The organism is Pseudomonas sp. HR1, from assembly GCF_030175875.1.
Taxonomy (GTDB): Bacteria; Pseudomonadota; Gammaproteobacteria; order Pseudomonadales; family Pseudomonadaceae; genus Chryseomonas; species Chryseomonas oryzihabitans.
Map to the genome: position 1 here is coordinate 1 of NZ_JASNRF010000006.1, position 16,747 is coordinate 16,747.

Here is a 16,747-nt window from a genome sequence, read left to right on the forward strand (position 1 = left end):
AGTAGGTCATCGTCAAGCGCCTAACACCCAGCACCCCCGCTCAGTTCACTCTGGCGGGGGTGTTGTCTTTGGGGCGGGAAAAGTTTGGCTGAGTGCCAGAGCGCCTAGGCGCTGGGAGCCGATGATCGGCCAGTGGAAGCCTGGGGCTAGGTAGCTGGGGTTGCCCTCACCCTAGCCCTCTCCCGGGGGGAGAGGGGACCAGGAGCGGAGCGTCGGAGAGGTTGGCGCAGAGCCTGCTAGACGGTGCTGCTGACATTCTGCAAAGAGCCAAAGAGCCACAACAGCCCGGCTGCGCCGGGCTATCGCGGCCATGGCAGTCCGCCGATGCCGCCGCTCCTACAAGGAGGCATGCCGTAAGAGCGGCCCATGGCCGCGATCAGCTGGATGTTCGGCTTCGCTGCGCTCAACCCAACCTACCGCAGCGTTACACGAGCAAGAAAAAGCCCGGCATCTGCCGGGCTTTTTGCATTCAGGGTTTGCGGGCTATCAGGGTGGCGCGCAGGGGTGCGGGTAGGCCTTCGACGGTCAGGCCTGGATCTTGCGGATTGAGCCAACACCTCGGCGAACCATTGGTAACCTGACCGGGAATGATTCCGATCTGCTTCATTTCTCCAGCTCTTTTCGGTATACAATGCCCAATGGCCTAAGGCCGGCAGGCAAGGGGTGCGAAGCGTCGTACCCCTTTTTTCTTTGCATGACCAATCAAATTTATAGCGTAGCCTAGGATCCTATTCCTTAACGGGTAGGGCCAGCGGATAGTTGTTTAGGTGACGCAAGCGATGAAAGCGCAAGCGAAGGGGATTCGATTTTGATCAAGGTGCTAGTTGTCGACGATCATGATCTTGTTCGTACCGGCATCGTACGGATGTTGGCGGATGTGGCAGGAATCCAGGTCGTCGGCCAGGCAGACAGTGGCGAAAATGCACTGATGCTGGCCCGTGAGCTCGAGCCGGATGTAGTCCTGATGGACGTCCGGATGCCCGGTATCGGTGGGCTGGAAGCTACCCGCAAGCTCCTGCGCAGCCGACCCGACCTGAAGGTGGTGGTCGTCACGGCCTGCGAGGAAGATCCTTTTCCGACGCGTCTGCTCCAGGCGGGTGCTGCAGGGTATCTGACCAAGGGTGCGGACATCGAAGAGATGATCACCGCCATCAAGCAGGCCTTCGCCGGTCGACGTTACATCAGTGCGCAGATCGCCCAGCAGCTGGCCTTGAAACCCTTTCAGTCCAAGGCCGAAGCGTCGCCCTTCGATCAGCTGTCCGAGCGAGAGATTCAGATCGCGCTGATGATCGCGGGCTGCCAGAAAGTCCAGGTCATTTCCGACAAGCTCTGTTTGTCGCCCAAGACCGTCAACACCTATCGCTATCGGATCTTCGAGAAATTATCGATTACCAGCGATGTCGAACTAGCCATGTTGGCTGTTCGCCACGGCATGGTAGATGCAACGAGTTGATATGAGTCAATCTTTCGATGCTGCAGCCTTTCTATCCGGTTGCAGCGGACGTCCGGGTGTCTATCGGATGTTCGATGAGGGCGGCAAGCTCCTCTATGTTGGTAAGGCCAAGAATCTCAAGAACCGACTTTCCAGCTATTTCAGAAAGACCGGCTTGGCTCCCAAGACGGCTTCCATGGTGTCCAAGATCGCTCAGATCGAGACCACCATCACCGGCAACGAGACCGAAGCGCTCCTGCTGGAACAGAATCTCATCAAGCAGTGGCGCCCGCCCTACAACATCCTGTTGAGGGATGATAAATCCTACCCCTATGTCTATCTCTCAACTGAGGATCAGTATCCGCGACTGACCATTCACCGTGGAGAGAAGAGAGGGAAGGGGCGCTACTTCGGTCCTTATCCCAGCGCCGGTGCCATCCGCGAAAGTCTCAATCTGCTGCAGAAAGCCTTTCAGGTACGGCAATGCGATGACAACTACTTTCGCAATCGTACGCGGCCCTGCCTGCAGTATCAGATCAAGAGATGCAAGGGCCCCTGCGTGGCGCTCGTCAGCGAGCAGGAATATGGCGAGGACGTCCGTCATTCGGCCATGTTTCTAGAAGGGCGTAGCAATGCCCTGGCGGAAGAGCTGCAAGCCAAGATGGAAAGCGCCTCGGTCAATCTGCAGTTCGAGCGGGCAGCGGAGTTGCGTGATCAGGTGGCCCTGGTGCGACGCGTTCAGGATCAGCAGAGCATCGAGGGAGGCACCGGTGATGTCGATGTCATCGCCGCGCTCGTCAATCCGGGCGGTGCCTGTGTGCACCTGGTCAGCGTACGCGGCGGGCGAGTGCTGGGCAGCAAGAATTTCTTCCCGGAGGTAGGGATCGAGGAGGATTCCAGCGAAGTGCTGGCCGCCTTCCTGGAGCAGTACTACCTCGCCTACCTGGAGCGGGATCTGCCGGACGAGATCATCGTGAATTCCGTCCACGAGGACTTCGCTACCCTGATCGATGCCTTTGCCGAGGTTCACAAGCGGCAGCTGGTCATCGCTCATCGCGTCCGGGGGACCCGAGCCCGCTGGCAGCAGTTGGCGGTAACCAATGCGGAGCAGGCGCTGAATACGCGACTGGCCAATCGGCAGCACATGGGGGTGCGTTTCGATGCCCTGGTGCAGGCGCTGGATCTGCCGGAACCGCCTCAGCGGCTGGAGTGTTTCGATATCAGTCATTCCAGTGGCGAGGCGACCGTGGCGTCCTGCGTGGTCTTCGGGCCGGAAGGACCGCTCAAGTCGGATTATCGTCGTTACAACATCGAGGGTGTAACCGCCGGCGATGACTATGCCGCCATGCATCAGGCGTTGACTCGCCGCTTCAGCCGGCTTAAGGCGGGCGAGGGCAAGCTGCCTGACATCCTGCTGGTGGATGGCGGCAAGGGCCAGTTGGCCATGGCTCGTGAGGTGCTCAGGGAGTTGGCGGTGCCGGATCTGGTCCTGCTGGGCGTCGCCAAGGGCGTCACCCGCAAGCCAGGTCTCGAAGTCCTCTATCTGGACGATCCGTCCAACGAATTCACCCTGCCGGCTCATTCGCCCGCGCTGCACCTAATTCAGCAGATTCGCGACGAGGCGCACCGATTCGCCATCACTGGGCACCGCGCACGCCGCGGCAAGGCGCGCCGGACGTCATCGCTGGAAGAGGTTGCCGGGATCGGGCCCAAGCGCCGGCAGGAGCTTCTCAAGCACTTTGGCGGACTCCGTGAGCTGCAGCGTGCGAGCATCGAAGAGATCGCCAAAGCGCCAAGCATTAGCAAAAAGCTGGCCGAGCAGATTTATGCGGCCTTGCACAGCGAGTAGAATCGCCTCACGTTCACCAACAGCCGCGCCAATGAATATTCCAAATCTGCTTACCGTACTGCGCGTCTTCCTCATTCCGCTCTTTGTCATCCTGTTCTATCTGCCAGTCCACTGGAGTTACTGGACCGCCAGCACCATCTTCGCCATCGCCTGTGCGACCGACTGGCTGGATGGCTATCTGGCGCGGCGCCTGGGGCAGAGCACGCCCTTCGGTGCCTTCCTGGATCCGGTAGCGGACAAGCTCATCGTCGCCGTGGCCCTGGTGTTGCTGGTGCAGGAGCACGCCAATGCCTGGCTGACGCTGCCCGCTGTCATCATCGTCGGTCGCGAGATCGTGGTATCGGCGCTGCGGGAGTGGATGGCCGAGTTGGGCGCCCGGGCCCAGGTCGCAGTATCCAATCTGGGCAAGTGGAAGACGGCGGCGCAGATGCTGGCGCTGGTCATCCTGTTGGCCAACCCGCCGCAGATGACCTTCTGGGTCATCAGTGGTTATGCGTTGCTCATCGTCGCAGCAGCCCTGACCCTGTGGTCCATGTGCACCTATCTGATGGCGGCGTGGCCGCATCTGATGAGCGCCGAGAAAAAGAAATAAGTTTTTTGAATCAATGGCTTGACATGAAGGGTGGCTCAGATAGAATGGCGCCCGTCACCAAGCGGGAATAGCTCAGTTGGTAGAGCACGACCTTGCCAAGGTCGGGGTCGCGAGTTCGAGTCTCGTTTCCCGCTCCATGTTTTACATGAGTGTCGCAAGACATTCAGGTTTGAGGCCGGGTGGCAGAGTGGTCATGCAGCGGATTGCAAATCCGTGTACGCCGGTTCGATTCCGACCTCGGCCTCCACTATTGAGAGCCCCGTAGATCCCAGGTCTACGGGGCTTTTCATCATCCAGGGATGTATGAATACTGGATCAGGTTTTACGAATCCGCTTGTCTGAGGGTTCGGTTCTGCCCGAGTGGTGAAACTGGTAGACACAAGGGACTTAAAATCCCTCGACTTAACCGTCGTGCCGGTTCGATTCCGGCCTCGGGCACCATCCAAATGAAAAGGCCACTCCTGTTCGAGTGGCCTTTTTCGTTTAGGAGGGAATCGTCCAGTAGGGCGTTTCATCCGCATCGCGCTCGATACGTGAGCGGCTGTCGAGGATGAAGGCTTCGAGCATGGCCGCGTCGAGCAACTCGGTGCGGGCGATAGGGCGGTTCAGTACCGACTGACCGCTGCGGGAAAAGACCTCGACATCGTAGGCGCGCTGATCACGCGTGGAGATCACGCAGCGCAACGGCTCGAATCCGCCTTTGAGGGTGTTGAAGGCGCTGGCGAGTTCGACATAGAGGGTCATCCGGAAAAGCTTCCTGTTCAAAGGTGGCACTGTGACAGCATTGGCTGCTACAGGGTTTCACCTTTGCAGAAAAGTGCCGTCATATCGCGATGCTAGTCGCAAAATCCCGGCCCTGCTTTCGGAGTTTCATTGCCAGCCTTGCAGCCAGCATTCTGCATCCTGCAACTCGTGCCAGTCCAGCGTCCAGGTACGACGAGTGAGAACGGCTTGCAGATCTATCTGCGAGATGGGGTCGGTCTCGACTTCCGGGGTATGGACCCGGGTGACGATGAAGTGCTTTTGCCGTTCGCGTGGCTGGACGGCCGTCCATTTGCTGAGCAGCAGCTTGTGGGGGTTGATCTGACGTTGCTTCATCCCTGCATGGCCTCCAGCAGGGGTGCGCTGCGATAGCGCTGCAGCAGGGCTTCCAGGTTGCGATCGGGCATGGCGTGGGCCCTGAGCGCCGTGATGGTGCGCTCGACGTATTCCAGGGTGGTGCCGAAATGGCCGCAGGCCTCGGTCAGGACGCGATTGAGGATGTCATCGGGCAGGCTCCCGGCGTAGCAGGGCAGATTGCGCTTCAGCACGAAACCGAGCGCCTGCACCTTGCTGCCGTCTTCCAGGTGGCATTGCAGCCAGCGGGGGCGGTAGGACCCATCCGGCATCTCGCGCTTCCAGAGGGCCAGCAGGTGGTCGTCCAGCTGGTCATGCGGCAACTGGTAGGCGAAGCCCGAGCAGGAGCCGCCGCGATCCAGGCCCAGTACCAGGCCGGGTTGCTCAGGGGTACCGCGATGCAGCTGGGACCAGAGATAGAGACCGCGGTGATAGCCGTGCACCCGCGCCCGGCGCACGGCGACGGCGGGGCACTCGGGGCGCCAGATCAGCGAGCCGTAGGCGAACAGCCAGACCGGACCGGGTTGGCGTTGAGCCAGGGTGGCTTCCAGGGAGGCCACCAGCTCGGGAGGGGTGAGCGGCGTGGCGGGCGCGAGCTTGGGGGGATAGGAGTCGTGGATGCTGGAAGAAATCTGTCTGTGCATATGCCGCCTGGTCCTCTACCGCTGGAGCTGCCAGGTTCAGGAACCCGGTCCTAAGATCCTAACGAAAGTCCGGGAGGAACTCCTAGACCGTTCGTGCCCATCTTTATGACGCCTGGTTAGGTCGCAGCGAGAAACATGCCAAGGTGAACGCAGAAAACGGCGGACGAAAAAAAGCCCGGCAGGTGCCGGGCGGGAAAGGGGGCGTGAGATCGATCAGGCGCTGGTGCGGATCAGGTGATCGAAGGCGGCCAGGGAGGCCTTGGCGCCTTCGCCCAGGGCGATGACGATCTGCTTGTAGGGCACGGTGGTGACGTCGCCCGCGGCGAAGACGCCGGGCAGGGAGGTCTGGCAGCGGGCGTCAACTTCGATCTCGCCGCGCGGCGACAGCTCGACGGTACCCTTGAGCCAGTCGGTATTGGGCACCAGGCCGATCTGCACGAAGACGCCTTCCAGGTCGAGGTGGTGGAACTCGCTGGAGTTGCGATCCTTGTAGACCAGGCCGTTGACCTTCTGGCCGTCGCCCTTGACTTCGCTGGTGAGGGCGCTGGTGATGACGGTCACGTTGGGCAGGCTGAACAGCTTGCGCTGCAGCACGGCGTCGGCACGCAGCTGGCCGTCGTACTCGATCAGGGTGACCTGGGCGACGATGCCGGCGAGGTCGATGGCCGCCTCGACACCCGAGTTGCCGCCACCGATCACCGCGACGCGCTTGCCCTTGAACAGGGGGCCATCGCAGTGCGGGCAGTAGGCCACGCCGCGGTTGCGGTATTCGCGCTCACCGGGAACGTTCATTTCGCGCCAGCGGGCGCCGGTGGCCAGGATCAGCGTCTTGGCCTTGAGCGAGCCGCCATCGGTGAAGCGGACTTCGTGCAGGCCGCCGGCTTCGTGGGCCGGAATCAGCTGCTCGGCGCGCTGCAGGTTCATGATGTCGACTTCGTACTGCTTGACGTGCTCTTCCAGCGCCATGGCCAGCTTCGGCCCTTCGGTCTCCTTGATGGAGATGAAGTTCTCGATGGCCAGAGTATCAAGTACCTGGCCGCCGAAACGCTCGGCGGCGACGCCGGTACGGATGCCCTTGCGTGCGGCATAGACGGCAGCGGCCGCGCCAGCCGGGCCACCCCCGATGACCAGGACGTCGAAGGCGTCTTTGGCATTGAGCTTGTCGGCGGAGCGAGCGGCGGCGCCGGTGTCGAGCTTGGCGACGATCTCTTCCAGACCCATGCGGCCCTGGCCGAAGGGTTCGCCGTTCAGGTAGACGCTGGGCACGGCCATGATCTGGCGGCGCTCGACCTCGTCTTGGAACAGGGCGCCGTCGACGGCGACGTGCTTGACCCGGGGATTGAGCACGGCCATGAGGTTCAGGGCCTGCACCACGTCCGGGCAGTTCTGGCAGGAGAGGGAGAAATAGGTTTCGAACTGGTAGTCGCCGTCGAGCGCCTTGACCTGCTCGATGACGTCCTGGCTGGCCTTGGACGGATGACCGCCCACCTGCAGCAGGGCCAGTACCAGGGAGGTGAATTCGTGGCCCATGGGCAGACCGGCGAAGCGCAGGTCGATGTTCTGACCGGGGGTCAGCAGGGCGAAGGAGGGGCGACGCGCATCGGTGCCGTCGGTGCTGAGGCTGACCTGATCGGACAGGCTGGCGATATCCTGCAGCAGGCTGTGCATTTCACGGGACTTCGCGCCATCGTCGAGGGACGCGACGATCTCGATGGGGCGCGTGACGCGTTCGAGGTAGGTCTTGAGCTGGGCTTTCAGATTGGCGTCCAACATGGCGACGTGGCTTCCGTAAAAAATGGGCAAAAAAAGAGCGCGCGGGCAAGGCGCCCGGGCGCTCGGGCTAGATCAGGCGGGTGTTAGATCTTGCCGACCAGGTCCAGCGAGGGGGTCAGGGTCGCTTCGCCTTCTTTCCACTTGGCGGGGCAGACTTCGCCCGGGTGGTTGGCGACGTACTGGGCGGCGCGGACCTTGCGCAGCAGTTCGCTGGCGTCACGGCCGATGCCGTTGTCGTGGATTTCGCACAGCTTGATCTGGCCTTCCGGGTTGATCAGGAAGGTGCCGCGCAGGGCCAGGCCTTCTTCTTCGATCAGCACTTCGAAGTTGCGTGCCAGGCGAGCGGTGGGATCGCCTACCAGCGGGTAGTTGACCTTCTTGATGGCTTCCGAGGTGTCGTGCCAGGCCTTGTGCGCGAAGTGGGTGTCGCAGGACACGCCGTAGATCTCCACGCCCAGCTTCTGGAACTCGGGGTACAGGTCAGCAAGGTCTTCCAGCTCGGTGGGGCACACGAAGGTGAAGTCGGCCGGGTAGAACACGATGGCGGACCACTTGCCCTTCAGATCGGCCTCGGTCACCTGGACGAATTTGCCGTTGTGGTAGGCGGTCGCGGTGAAAGGCTTCACTTCGGTGTTGATCAGGGACATTGATGACTCCTTGATGGGTTTAAGTCAGGGTTGAAATCGATAGGACGCATACTAATCGCATTTTGACGATTCACCTCATTGTTAAAGGCGATGTCGGCGATTGGGCGTCTCTATCGGATACTACAGGTATTTAATGAAATCAGCGGCTTAGCTCGCCTCAGGCCGGACCCAGCGCCTTGGTCGTGGCCGGATGCTGACCCCATTCGCTCCAGGAGCCGTCGTAGAGCCGACCATCCGGCAGGCCGGCGACGCTCAAGCCGAGCAGCAGGACCGCGGCGGTGACGCCACTGCCGCAACTGGTGATCACCGGATGCAGGCCGTCGATGCCCAGGGCCTGGAAGCGCTGGCGCAACTCCTGGGGTGGCAGCAGGGTGCCATCTTTTGTCAGCAGGCTGTCGTAGGGCAGATTCTGGCTGCCGGGCATATGCCCTGAGGCGACGCCCGGGCGCGGCTCCGCTACCTCGCCGGTGAAGCGCTTGGCGCCACGCGCGTCGAGCACCTGGGTCTGGCCCACGCTGAGCGCGGTCTGCACATCGCCCAGGCCGCAGAGCAGGCGATTGTTGAAGATGACGGGGTAGGGCGGCTGCGGGTTGGGCAGGTTTTCACCGGTCTGCAGCGGCAGGCCCTGTTCACGCCAGAGCGGCAGGCCGCCATCGAGCACCATCACCTGGTCATGGCCGAACAGGCGGAACAGCCACCAGGCCCGGGCGGCGGAGAACAGGCCCTTCTGGTCGTAGACGACCAGGGTGGTCTCCGGGGTGACGCCCAATTCGCCAGCCAGGCGGGCGAAGCGTCCCGCGCTGGGGACCATGTGCGGCAGCGCGGTGTCCGGATCGGAGAAGTGTTCGATATCGAAGCGCAGGGCGCCGGGGATGTGCTGCTGCCGATAGGTCTCGTCGGCGATCTGGGGTTCGTTGGGCAGGTAGAGACTGGCATCGAGGATCAGCAGATCCGGACGGCCGAGTTGCTCCTGCAGCCAGGCAGCGGTGACCAGCGGGGAGGCGATCATGGGTGGCGCTCCTTGATGGGCAAAGGACGACAGCTTACCGCGCCCGGCGCGACGTGGGCTGTCAGGGATCGGCGGATACTTTATCCTCGTCAGCCTGGTAACTGGATAGATGACTTATGAGCGAACTTAACGGGCAATCCACGGGCGGCAACGACTGGCAACTCGGGCGCATCGTCGGGGAACTGCATGAGGCGCGCAGCCAATGGCGCGAGACCCATGGGCGTTTCCGCGAGTTCAGCGGCCGCGAGTTGCCCTCGCGCAGCGTCATGGCCAGCGTGATCGAATCCCTCAGCGGCGCGCTCTTTCCGCTGCGCCTGGGGCCGGATCAGCTGCGCCAGGAAAGCGAGGACTTCTATGTCGGTTTCGAACTGGAGCGGGCGCTCAATGCCCTGGTGATCCAGGCGAAGCTGGAACTGGACTATTTCGCCAAGCAGCGTGGGGAGAACGGCGTCAATCGTGCCGACGAGGCCCGTCGGCTGGTGCAGGCCTTCGCCCTGGCGCTGCCGGATCTGCGGCGGCTGCTGGATACCGACGTGATCGCCGCCTACCAGGGCGATCCCGCCGCGCGCAGCGTGGACGAGGTGCTGCTCTGCTACCCGGGCATCTACGCCATGATCCATCACCGCATCGCCCATCACTTCTATCGCAGCGGCCTGCCGTTGCTGGCGCGGATGGTCAGCGAGCGGGCGCACTCGGCGACCGGGATCGACATCCACCCGGGTGCCCAGATCGGCGAGGGCTTCTTCATCGACCATGGCACCGGTGTGGTGATCGGCGAGACCTGCATCATCGGCGACCGGGTACGCATCTACCAGGCGGTGACCCTGGGCGCCAAGCGCTTCCCGGCCGATGCCGAGGGCAACCTCAAGAAGGGCCACCCGCGCCATCCCATCGTCGAGGACGATGTGGTGATCTATGCCGGGGCGACCATCCTCGGGCGCATCACCATCGGCCAGGGCTCGACCATAGGCGGCAACGTCTGGCTGACCCATGGCGTGCCGGCCAACAGCAACGTCAGCCAGGCCAGCCTGCAGGGCTGCGCCGGTCTGGCTCAGGAGTAGTCGGCGGCGTTTTCACGAACGAACTTGGCCAGGAAGCGCCGGGTGCGTTCTTCACGCGGCCGATTGAACAACTCGGCCGCCGGACCCTGTTCGACGATGCGGCCGCCGTCCATGAACAGCACCCGGTGGGCGACGTCACGCGCGAAGGCCATCTCGTGGGTGACGATGACCAGGGTTCGACCCTCCTGGGCCAGCCCGCGAATGGTCTCCAGCACCTCGCCGACCCGCTCGGGATCCAGCGCCGAGGTGGGTTCATCGAAGAGGATGGCCTGGGGACGCATGGCCAGTGCCCGGGCGATGGCGACCCGCTGCTGCTGGCCGCCCGATAGCTGTCCGGGATAGCTATCGGCCTTGTCGGCCAAGCCGACCTTGGCCAGCCATTCACGGCCCTGGGCGATGGCCGTGTCGCGCGCCTCGCCCTGGACGATGATGGGGCCCTCGATCACGTTCTCCAGCGCGGTGCGATGGGGAAACAGATTGAAGTTTTGGAAGACGAAGCCCATGCGCTGGCGCAGCTGGCGGATGGCGTGCTGCTGGCCCTTGAGCGGTCGGCTGGCGTCGATGCGCAGGTCGCCCAGGCGGATGCTGCCGGCCTCCGGGGTCTCCAGCAGATTGAGGCAGCGCAGCAGGGTGGTCTTGCCCGAACCGCTGGGGCCGATGATCGCGACCACCTCGCCCTGGGCCACCTCGAGGTCGATGGACTGCAGCACTGTCTGCTGCCGGAAGGACTTGGACAGCCCCTGCACCTCGATCATGACTGACCTCGTTCGTTGATGTGGCGCCCGTAGTGCCGTTCGAGGCGGTTCTGCAGGGTGGACAGCAGGCTGGCCAGGACCCAGTAGAGCAGTGCCGCGGCCAGGTAGAGGCTGAAGATCTCGAAGGTGCGGGCGGTGATCAGCTGGGCCTGGCGGAACAGCTCCGGCACCTGGATGGTGGCCGCCAGCGAGGTGTCCTTGACCAGCGAGATGAAGCTGTTGCCCAGTGGCGGCAGGGCGATGCGCAGCGCCTGGGGCAGGATGGCGCGCCTCAGGGTCTGCAGCGGCGTCATGCCGATGCTGGCGGCGGCTTCCCACTGACCGCGGTCGATGGCGCCGATGGCCGAGCGGATGATCTCCGCGGTGTAGGCGGCCATGTTCAGCGAAAAGCCGATCAGGGCGGCCGGCAGCGGATCGAGCTGCAGGCCCAGTTCGGGCAGGCCGTAGTAGATGACGAACAGCTGCACCAGCAGCGGCGTACCCCGGAAGAACGAGATGTACAGCCGCGCCAGGCTACGCAGCGGCAGGCTCGGCGAGCGGCGCAGCAGGGCCAGGCCGAAGCCCAGCAGCAGGCCGAAGAACATGCCGCCGAGGCTCAGGACCACGGTCCAGATCGCGCCCTTCAGCAGGAAGGGCAGCGAATCGAGCAGGAGCTGTAGCGTGTCGCTCATTGGGTGACGTCGGCCTTGAACCACTTCTCGGAGATCTTGGCCAGGGTGCCATCGGCGCGCAGCTTGGCGATGGCCTGGTCGACCGCGGCATGGAATTGCGGATCACCCTTGCGTTCGGCGATGCCCGACTCCTGGCGACTGAAGGGCTCACCGGCCAGGGCCAGCTTGTCCTTGGTCTTGGACAGCAGTTCCAGGGCGGCCAGGCGGTCGACGAGGATGGCGTCGATGCGGCCGACGCGCAGATCCTGGTACTTGGTCGGATCGTCTTCGTAGGTGCGCACGTCCGCCTTGGGTACGTTCTGGCGCAGCCATTGCTCGTAGTTGGTGCCCAGGCCGACGCCGACCTTCTTGCCGGCGAGGTCGGCGGCGGTCTTGATGCTGTCGACGTCGTCCTTGCGCACCAGGGCCTGGATGCCGGAGACGGTGTAGGGGGTGGAGAAATCGTATTTCTTCTTGCGCTCGTCGCTGATGGTGACCTGGTTGATCACCACGTCCAGACGCCGGGATTCCAGGGCGGCGAGCAGGCCATCCCATTTGCCGGGCTGGATCTTGGCGTCGACACCCAGCTCCTTGGCCAGGGCCTTGGCGAAGTCCACTTCGAAGCCGGTCAGCTGGCCCTGTTCGTTCTGGAAGCTGAAGGGCGGATAGGTGCCCTCCAGGCCGACGATCAGTTCGCCGCGCTGCTTGACGGTCTGCAGGAGGTCTTCGGCCTGGGCGGTGGCCTGGTGGGCCAGGCCCAGGGCGAGCAACAGGGCGGCGCTACGGAGCAGACGCTGGGGGAGGGGTTTGCGCATGGAAGAGATCCTTGTGGTTATGAGGGTGCGCCACTATGAGGGTGTCTGTTCTGACATCCCAAGTCCGAAAACTGCTGACGTTATGCCATCGTCCTGTGGCTTGGCTAGCCGATCACGCCAACCAGTCGCCATAGGCGAAGGTGCCCGGGGCGCCGCCGGTGTGCAGGAATACCAGGGGGCCGGGTGGGAGGTCCCCGCTGGCGACCATATCCAGCAGGCCCGCCATGGCCTTGCCGGTGTAGACCGGGTCCAGCACCAGGCCTTCGAGCCGGCCCAGGCGGCGGATGGCGGCCAGGGTGCCGGGATTGGGCTCGCCATAGCGCGGGCCGAAGTAGCCGTCACGCAGGAGCGGAGGATTCTCGGGTAGAGCGACGCCCAACAGCTCGGCCAGCTGCTGCCGCAGCAGGGCGACCCTGGGCAGCTGCTCGGCCTGGGTGCGGGAAACGGTGACGCCGATCACCGGCAGCTCTGGCCGCAAATGATGAAGGGCCAGGTCCAGCCCGGCCTGGGTGCCGGCACTGCCGGAGGCGAGGATGACGGCTGCGGGTTGCAACTGTAGCTCCTGCAGCTGAGCGTCGAGTTCCAGGGCCGCACGGACGTAGCCGAGGGCGCCCAGGGCGCTGGAGCCGCCAATGGGGATCACCCAGGGCTTGCGCCCTTGCTGGCGCAGGCGCTCGGCTTCGGCTTCCAGCTGCCGCAACGGATCATCGAGCGCCGCGACGGCTCTGATCTCGGCGCCGAAGAGTTCGAGCAGGAGGCGGTTGCCGCCGTGCAGGTAGCCGGGGTCCGCGGTGGCGATGGGATTTTCCAGCAGGGCGACGCAGGCCAGGCCCTGTTGCGCGGCCACGGCGGCGGTCTGGCGCACATGGTTGGACTGGATGGCGCCGGCGGTCACCAGGGTGTCGGCGCCGGCGGCCAGCGCCGCGGCGACCAGGTATTCCAGCTTGCGCACCTTGTTGCCGCCCAGGGCCAGGCTGGTGGTGTCGTCGCGCTTGCAGTAGACCGCGCGGCCCAGCTCCGCCGACAGCCGCGGCAGGACCTCCAGCGGGGTCACCGAGGGTTGCAGCGTCAGGCGCGGAAAGCGGGCGAGGGCGGTGGCGAGCATGGCGGAACCCGAGGCAATTGAAGGGGGCATCACTCTAGGGCCAAGCCGCGCCTGGCGGCAATCCTGCCCTCAGGCGAGGTCCGGACGCCGCGCCCAGGCCTGGGGCACCAGCGAACGCAGCAGCACGCCATAGAGCGGAACGAAGAGCAGCAGGCTGACCGTCAGCTTGACGCCGTAGTCGACCAGGGCGATCTCCGGCCAATGACTGGCCATGAAGGGGTTGTCGCTGCGCCAGAAGGCGATGGAAAAGAAGGCCAGGGTGTCGAGGGCGTTGCCGAACAGGGTCGAGACCGTGGGCGCCAGCCACCAGTGGCGCGAGCGCCGCAGGCGGTCGAACACCTGGATATCGAGCAGTTGGCCGAGCACATAGGCACAGAAGCTGGCCAGGGAGATGCGCAGCACGAAGATGTTGACCGCGGCCAGCGCCGCCCAGCCCTGGAAACTGCCGTCCTGGAACAGCACCGAGACCCCATAGGAAACCACCAGGGCAGGAATCATTACCCGGGCGATCACCTGGCGGGCGGGCGCCTTGCCCATCAGCCGCACGGTGAGGTCGGTGGCGAGAAAGATGAAGGGAAAGCTGAAGGCGCCCCAGGTGGTGTGCCAGCCGAACAGTTGCAGCGGCAACTGCACCAGGTAGTTGCTGGCGATGATGATGAGGATATGGAAGGCGACGAGCGCGGCGACCGCCGTGCGGCGCGCGAAAGCGATACGTTCGAGCATGAGAGGGCCTTTTTGAAAGTGCCTGGGGTGAGGGAACCCAGGCCCCGGAATTCGGGGCGGCGCCATCCTAGCCCAAAGCCGGGGCCTATCACCAGTGATTGGCTGCAGGCGGCGCCCGGCGGGTGGGAGCGGCTCTTCCTGAGCGCTCCCTGGGAAGGTGAACCGCCTCAAGCGGCCGGCTTGAGTACCACCTTGGTCCAGCCATCATCCCGCGCATCGAAATGGCGATAGGCGTCCGGCGCCTCGGCCAGGCTCAGGCGATGGGAGATGATCTGCGAGGGTCGCGCCTTGCCCGCATGGATCAACCGCGCCAGCTCGCGGTTGTAGTTCTTGACGTTGGCCTGGCCGGTGCGGATCTGCTGGCCCTTGAACCAGAAGTTGCCGAAGTCGAAGGCCATCTTGCCTTGCTTGGCCAGGTCGTTCCGGCCGCCCGGGTCCTGGGGCACGAACACCCCGACCACCCCGATACCACCGGTGGCGCGGGTCGAGGCCACCAGGTTGTTCATGGTGAGGTGATTGACTTCGTGCCCGTGGTGATCGCAGCACTGGTAGCCGACGCACTCGCAGCCGCGATCGGTCCCGCGCCCCTGGGTGAGGTTGAGCAGTTGCTCCACGGCATCGCCTTCCTTGGCGTGGATGGCCTTGGCGCCGAGCTTTTCCGCCAGTGCCAGGCGATCCGGCTGGTCGTCGACCACATAGACCTCGGAGGCGCCACGGATCATGGCGGAATGGGCAGCCATGAGGCCGACCGGGCCCGCGCCATAGATGGCGATGGATTCGCCCGGGCGCAGACCGGCCAGCTCGGTGGCATGCCAGCCGGTGGGAAAGATGTCGGACAGCATCACGTAGTCGTCTTCACGTTCCGCGGCATCTTCGGGCAGTACTAGGCAGTTGAAGTCCGCGTAGGGCACCCGCAGCAACTCCGCCTGGCCACCCTGGTACGGGCCCATGTCGGCGAAGCCGTAGGCCGCACCGGCGACGCCCGGGTTGGCGGTGAGACAGAAACCGGTCAGCCCGCGCTCGCAGTTCTCGCAGAATCCGCAGCCGATGTTGAAGGGCAGGCAGACCCGGTCGCCAACCTTGATGCGATCGACGCCGAGACCGACCTCGACCACCTCGCCGAGATTCTCGTGGCCGAAGACCCGGCCACTTTCGAAGCTGGTGCGGCCCTCGTACATGTGCAGGTCGGAACCGCAGATGTTGGTGGTGGTGATCCTGACGAGGACGTCGGTGGGTTTTTCGATGCGGGCATCGGCTACGTTCTTGACCGCGACGTCGCGTGGGCCCTGGTAAACCACAGCTTTCATGATGTGCACTCCGGAGTGTCGCGTCGGTCCTCTACGGGCACCCGCTTGGGTAGATGGGCGTCTTCCCTAGCAGCGAGCAGCCTGGGCTGTCGCCTCAAGGGGAGGGCATCGGCAAGCGGACGATAGTTCAAATCGTCAGACCAGTTGGGCTGCGCTTGGGAGTCCTGCTAACGTTGCGGTTTCAACCGCGAAAGAGGCTTGCCATGCACTATCGATCCTTGGGCCGAACCGAGCTGAAGGTGAGCGCCATTTCCCTGGGTACCATGACCTGGGGCGAGCAGAACACCGAGGCAGAAGCCTTCGAGCAGATCCGGGTCGCCAAGGCGGCCGGCGTCAACCTGCTGGATACCGCCGAGATGTACCCGGTGCCGCCGCGCGCCGAGACCTACACCCGCACCGAGACCATCCTCGGCAACTATTTCCGCCAGCACGGCGACCGCGCCGACTGGGTGCTGGCCAGCAAGGCGGCCGGTCCTGGCCGCGACATGGACTACATCCGCGACGGTGGCCTGGCCTTTACCAAGGCCAATCTCACCGCCGCGCTGGAGGCCAGTCTCAAGCGACTCAATACCGACTACCTGGATCTCTACCAGCTGCACTGGCCGGATCGGCGGACCAATTACTTCGGTCAGCTGGGCTATGTGCACAACGATGCCGACTTCACGCCCATCGAGGAGACCCTGGAGGCCCTCGACGGCCTGGTGAAGGCAGGCAAGGTCCGCCATGTCGGCCTGTCCAACGAAACGCCCTGGGGCGTGCAACGCTTCCTGCACCTGAGCGAGACGCGCGGCTGGCCGCGGGTGGTCTCCATTCAGAATCCCTACAATCTGCTCAATCGCAGCTTCGAGGTGGGCCTGGCCGAGCAGGCCATGCGCGAACAGGTGGGGCTGCTGGCCTATTCGCCGCTGGCCTTCGGTGTGCTCGCGGGCAAGTACCTGAGCGGCGCCCGTCCGGAAGGGGCGCGCCTGACGCTGTTCGAACGCTTCCAGCGCTACAGCAATCCCCAGACGCAGCGCGCGGCCCAGGCCTACGTCGAACTGGCCCGGGAGCGCGGTCTGGATCCGGCGCAGATGGCCCTGGCCTTCGTCACCAGTCGGCCCTTCGTGACCAGCAACATCATCGGCGCCACCTCGCTCGCTCAGCTGGAAAGCAATCTGGCGAGCAGCGAGCTGGTGCTGGATCAGGAAACCCTCGCCGCCATCGAAGCCATCCACGTCGACCAGCCCAATCCGGCACCCTGATCGTCTGGTATCCGGCGCCCGGTACAGC

The 16,747-nt window shown here is 64.1% G+C and carries 18 protein-coding genes and 3 tRNA genes; 8 read left to right on the forward strand and 13 right to left on the reverse strand.

Features of this window, described 5'->3' with window-relative positions; translation table 11 throughout:
- Positions 1-469 precede the first annotated feature (469 nt).
- A complete protein-coding gene (locus QKY98_RS19775; protein ID WP_313959675.1) occupies positions 470-640 on the reverse strand; it encodes a DUF1698 domain-containing protein in 171 nt (56 codons plus the stop codon).
- A gap of 168 nt (positions 641-808) precedes the next feature.
- On the opposite strand from QKY98_RS19775, the gene gacA reads away from it, so the two are divergent.
- From gacA to QKY98_RS19805, 6 genes are all read left to right on the forward strand, one after another.
- Positions 809-1,453 carry a response regulator transcription factor GacA gene (gene gacA, locus QKY98_RS19780; RefSeq protein ID WP_027599189.1) on the forward strand — a complete coding sequence of 215 codons (645 nt, stop codon included), beginning with the start codon at positions 809-811 and terminating at the stop codon, positions 1,451-1,453.
- A gap of 1 nt (position 1,454) precedes the next feature.
- Positions 1,455-3,281 (forward strand): excinuclease ABC subunit UvrC, encoded by a 1,827-nt coding sequence (gene uvrC, locus QKY98_RS19785; RefSeq protein WP_027599190.1) that lies wholly within the window; start codon positions 1,455-1,457, stop codon positions 3,279-3,281.
- 31 nt (positions 3,282-3,312) lie between these two features.
- Positions 3,313-3,873: a CDP-diacylglycerol--glycerol-3-phosphate 3-phosphatidyltransferase gene (gene pgsA / locus QKY98_RS19790; protein ID WP_007161859.1), complete on the forward strand. Its 561-nt coding sequence runs from the start codon at positions 3,313-3,315 to the stop codon at positions 3,871-3,873.
- Between the two features lie 61 nt (positions 3,874-3,934).
- A tRNA-Gly gene (locus QKY98_RS19795) sits at positions 3,935-4,010 on the forward strand.
- 36 nt (positions 4,011-4,046) lie between these two features.
- Positions 4,047-4,120, forward strand: a tRNA-Cys gene (locus QKY98_RS19800).
- 107 nt (positions 4,121-4,227) lie between these two features.
- A tRNA-Leu gene (locus QKY98_RS19805) sits at positions 4,228-4,314 on the forward strand.
- 42 nt (positions 4,315-4,356) lie between these two features.
- On the opposite strand, the gene QKY98_RS19810 is transcribed toward QKY98_RS19805, so the two are convergent.
- The 6 genes from QKY98_RS19810 to sseA form a co-directional block, all read right to left on the reverse strand.
- Positions 4,357-4,617, reverse strand: a complete 261-nt coding sequence (locus QKY98_RS19810; protein ID WP_007161858.1) for a hypothetical protein — start codon at positions 4,615-4,617, stop codon at positions 4,357-4,359.
- A 126-nt stretch (positions 4,618-4,743) separates the two neighbouring features.
- The gene (locus tag QKY98_RS19815; RefSeq protein ID WP_007161857.1) at positions 4,744-4,971 is read right to left on the reverse strand and encodes a TIGR02450 family Trp-rich protein; all 228 of its coding nucleotides are present in this window, start codon (positions 4,969-4,971) and stop codon (positions 4,744-4,746) included.
- Positions 4,968-5,633, reverse strand: coding sequence for a gamma-glutamylcyclotransferase (locus QKY98_RS19820; protein ID WP_284671438.1), 666 nt, complete (start codon positions 5,631-5,633; stop codon positions 4,968-4,970). Before QKY98_RS19820 ends, QKY98_RS19815 begins: the two co-directional genes overlap by 4 nt.
- A 213-nt stretch (positions 5,634-5,846) precedes the next feature.
- Positions 5,847-7,406: an alkyl hydroperoxide reductase subunit F gene (ahpF, locus tag QKY98_RS19825; protein ID WP_027599204.1), complete on the reverse strand. Its 1,560-nt coding sequence runs from the start codon at positions 7,404-7,406 to the stop codon at positions 5,847-5,849.
- A gap of 83 nt (positions 7,407-7,489) precedes the next feature.
- A complete protein-coding gene (ahpC, locus tag QKY98_RS19830; protein ID WP_007161854.1) occupies positions 7,490-8,053 on the reverse strand; it encodes an alkyl hydroperoxide reductase subunit C in 564 nt (187 codons plus the stop codon).
- 157 nt (positions 8,054-8,210) lie between these two features.
- On the reverse strand, positions 8,211-9,062 hold the full coding sequence (gene sseA / locus QKY98_RS19835) for a 3-mercaptopyruvate sulfurtransferase (RefSeq protein WP_267398768.1): 852 nt from the start codon (positions 9,060-9,062) through the stop codon (positions 8,211-8,213).
- 116 nt (positions 9,063-9,178) lie between these two features.
- Between sseA and epsC the strand changes: the two genes are divergently transcribed.
- Positions 9,179-10,123 carry a serine O-acetyltransferase EpsC gene (epsC, locus tag QKY98_RS19840; protein WP_007161852.1) on the forward strand — a complete coding sequence of 315 codons (945 nt, stop codon included), beginning with the start codon at positions 9,179-9,181 and terminating at the stop codon, positions 10,121-10,123.
- Here the strand turns inward: epsC and tcyN are convergent.
- From tcyN to QKY98_RS19870, 6 genes are all read right to left on the reverse strand, one after another.
- Positions 10,114-10,878, reverse strand: a complete 765-nt coding sequence (gene tcyN, locus QKY98_RS19845) for an L-cystine ABC transporter ATP-binding protein TcyN (RefSeq protein ID WP_284671439.1) — start codon at positions 10,876-10,878, stop codon at positions 10,114-10,116. The genes epsC and tcyN overlap by 10 nt on opposite strands.
- Positions 10,875-11,549, reverse strand: coding sequence for a cystine ABC transporter permease (gene tcyL / locus QKY98_RS19850; RefSeq protein ID WP_027599207.1), 675 nt, complete (start codon positions 11,547-11,549; stop codon positions 10,875-10,877). Before tcyL ends, tcyN begins: the two co-directional genes overlap by 4 nt.
- Positions 11,546-12,343, reverse strand: a complete 798-nt coding sequence (tcyJ, locus tag QKY98_RS19855) for a cystine ABC transporter substrate-binding protein (protein ID WP_074583605.1) — start codon at positions 12,341-12,343, stop codon at positions 11,546-11,548. Before tcyJ ends, tcyL begins: the two co-directional genes overlap by 4 nt.
- Positions 12,344-12,455: 112 nt before the next feature.
- Positions 12,456-13,448 carry a D-cysteine desulfhydrase gene (locus QKY98_RS19860; RefSeq protein ID WP_284671440.1) on the reverse strand — a complete coding sequence of 331 codons (993 nt, stop codon included), beginning with the start codon at positions 13,446-13,448 and terminating at the stop codon, positions 12,456-12,458.
- A 69-nt stretch (positions 13,449-13,517) separates the two neighbouring features.
- Positions 13,518-14,171, reverse strand: coding sequence for a 7-cyano-7-deazaguanine/7-aminomethyl-7-deazaguanine transporter (locus tag QKY98_RS19865; RefSeq protein WP_074583607.1), 654 nt, complete (start codon positions 14,169-14,171; stop codon positions 13,518-13,520).
- 167 nt (positions 14,172-14,338) lie between these two features.
- Positions 14,339-15,478, reverse strand: coding sequence for a glutathione-independent formaldehyde dehydrogenase (locus tag QKY98_RS19870; protein WP_278389091.1), 1,140 nt, complete (start codon positions 15,476-15,478; stop codon positions 14,339-14,341).
- A 203-nt stretch (positions 15,479-15,681) separates the two neighbouring features.
- Here QKY98_RS19870 and QKY98_RS19875 point away from each other — a divergent pair, with 203 nt between their 5' ends.
- A complete protein-coding gene (locus tag QKY98_RS19875; RefSeq protein WP_284671441.1) occupies positions 15,682-16,719 on the forward strand; it encodes an NADP(H)-dependent aldo-keto reductase in 1,038 nt (345 codons plus the stop codon).
- Positions 16,720-16,747: the final 28 nt, after the last annotated feature.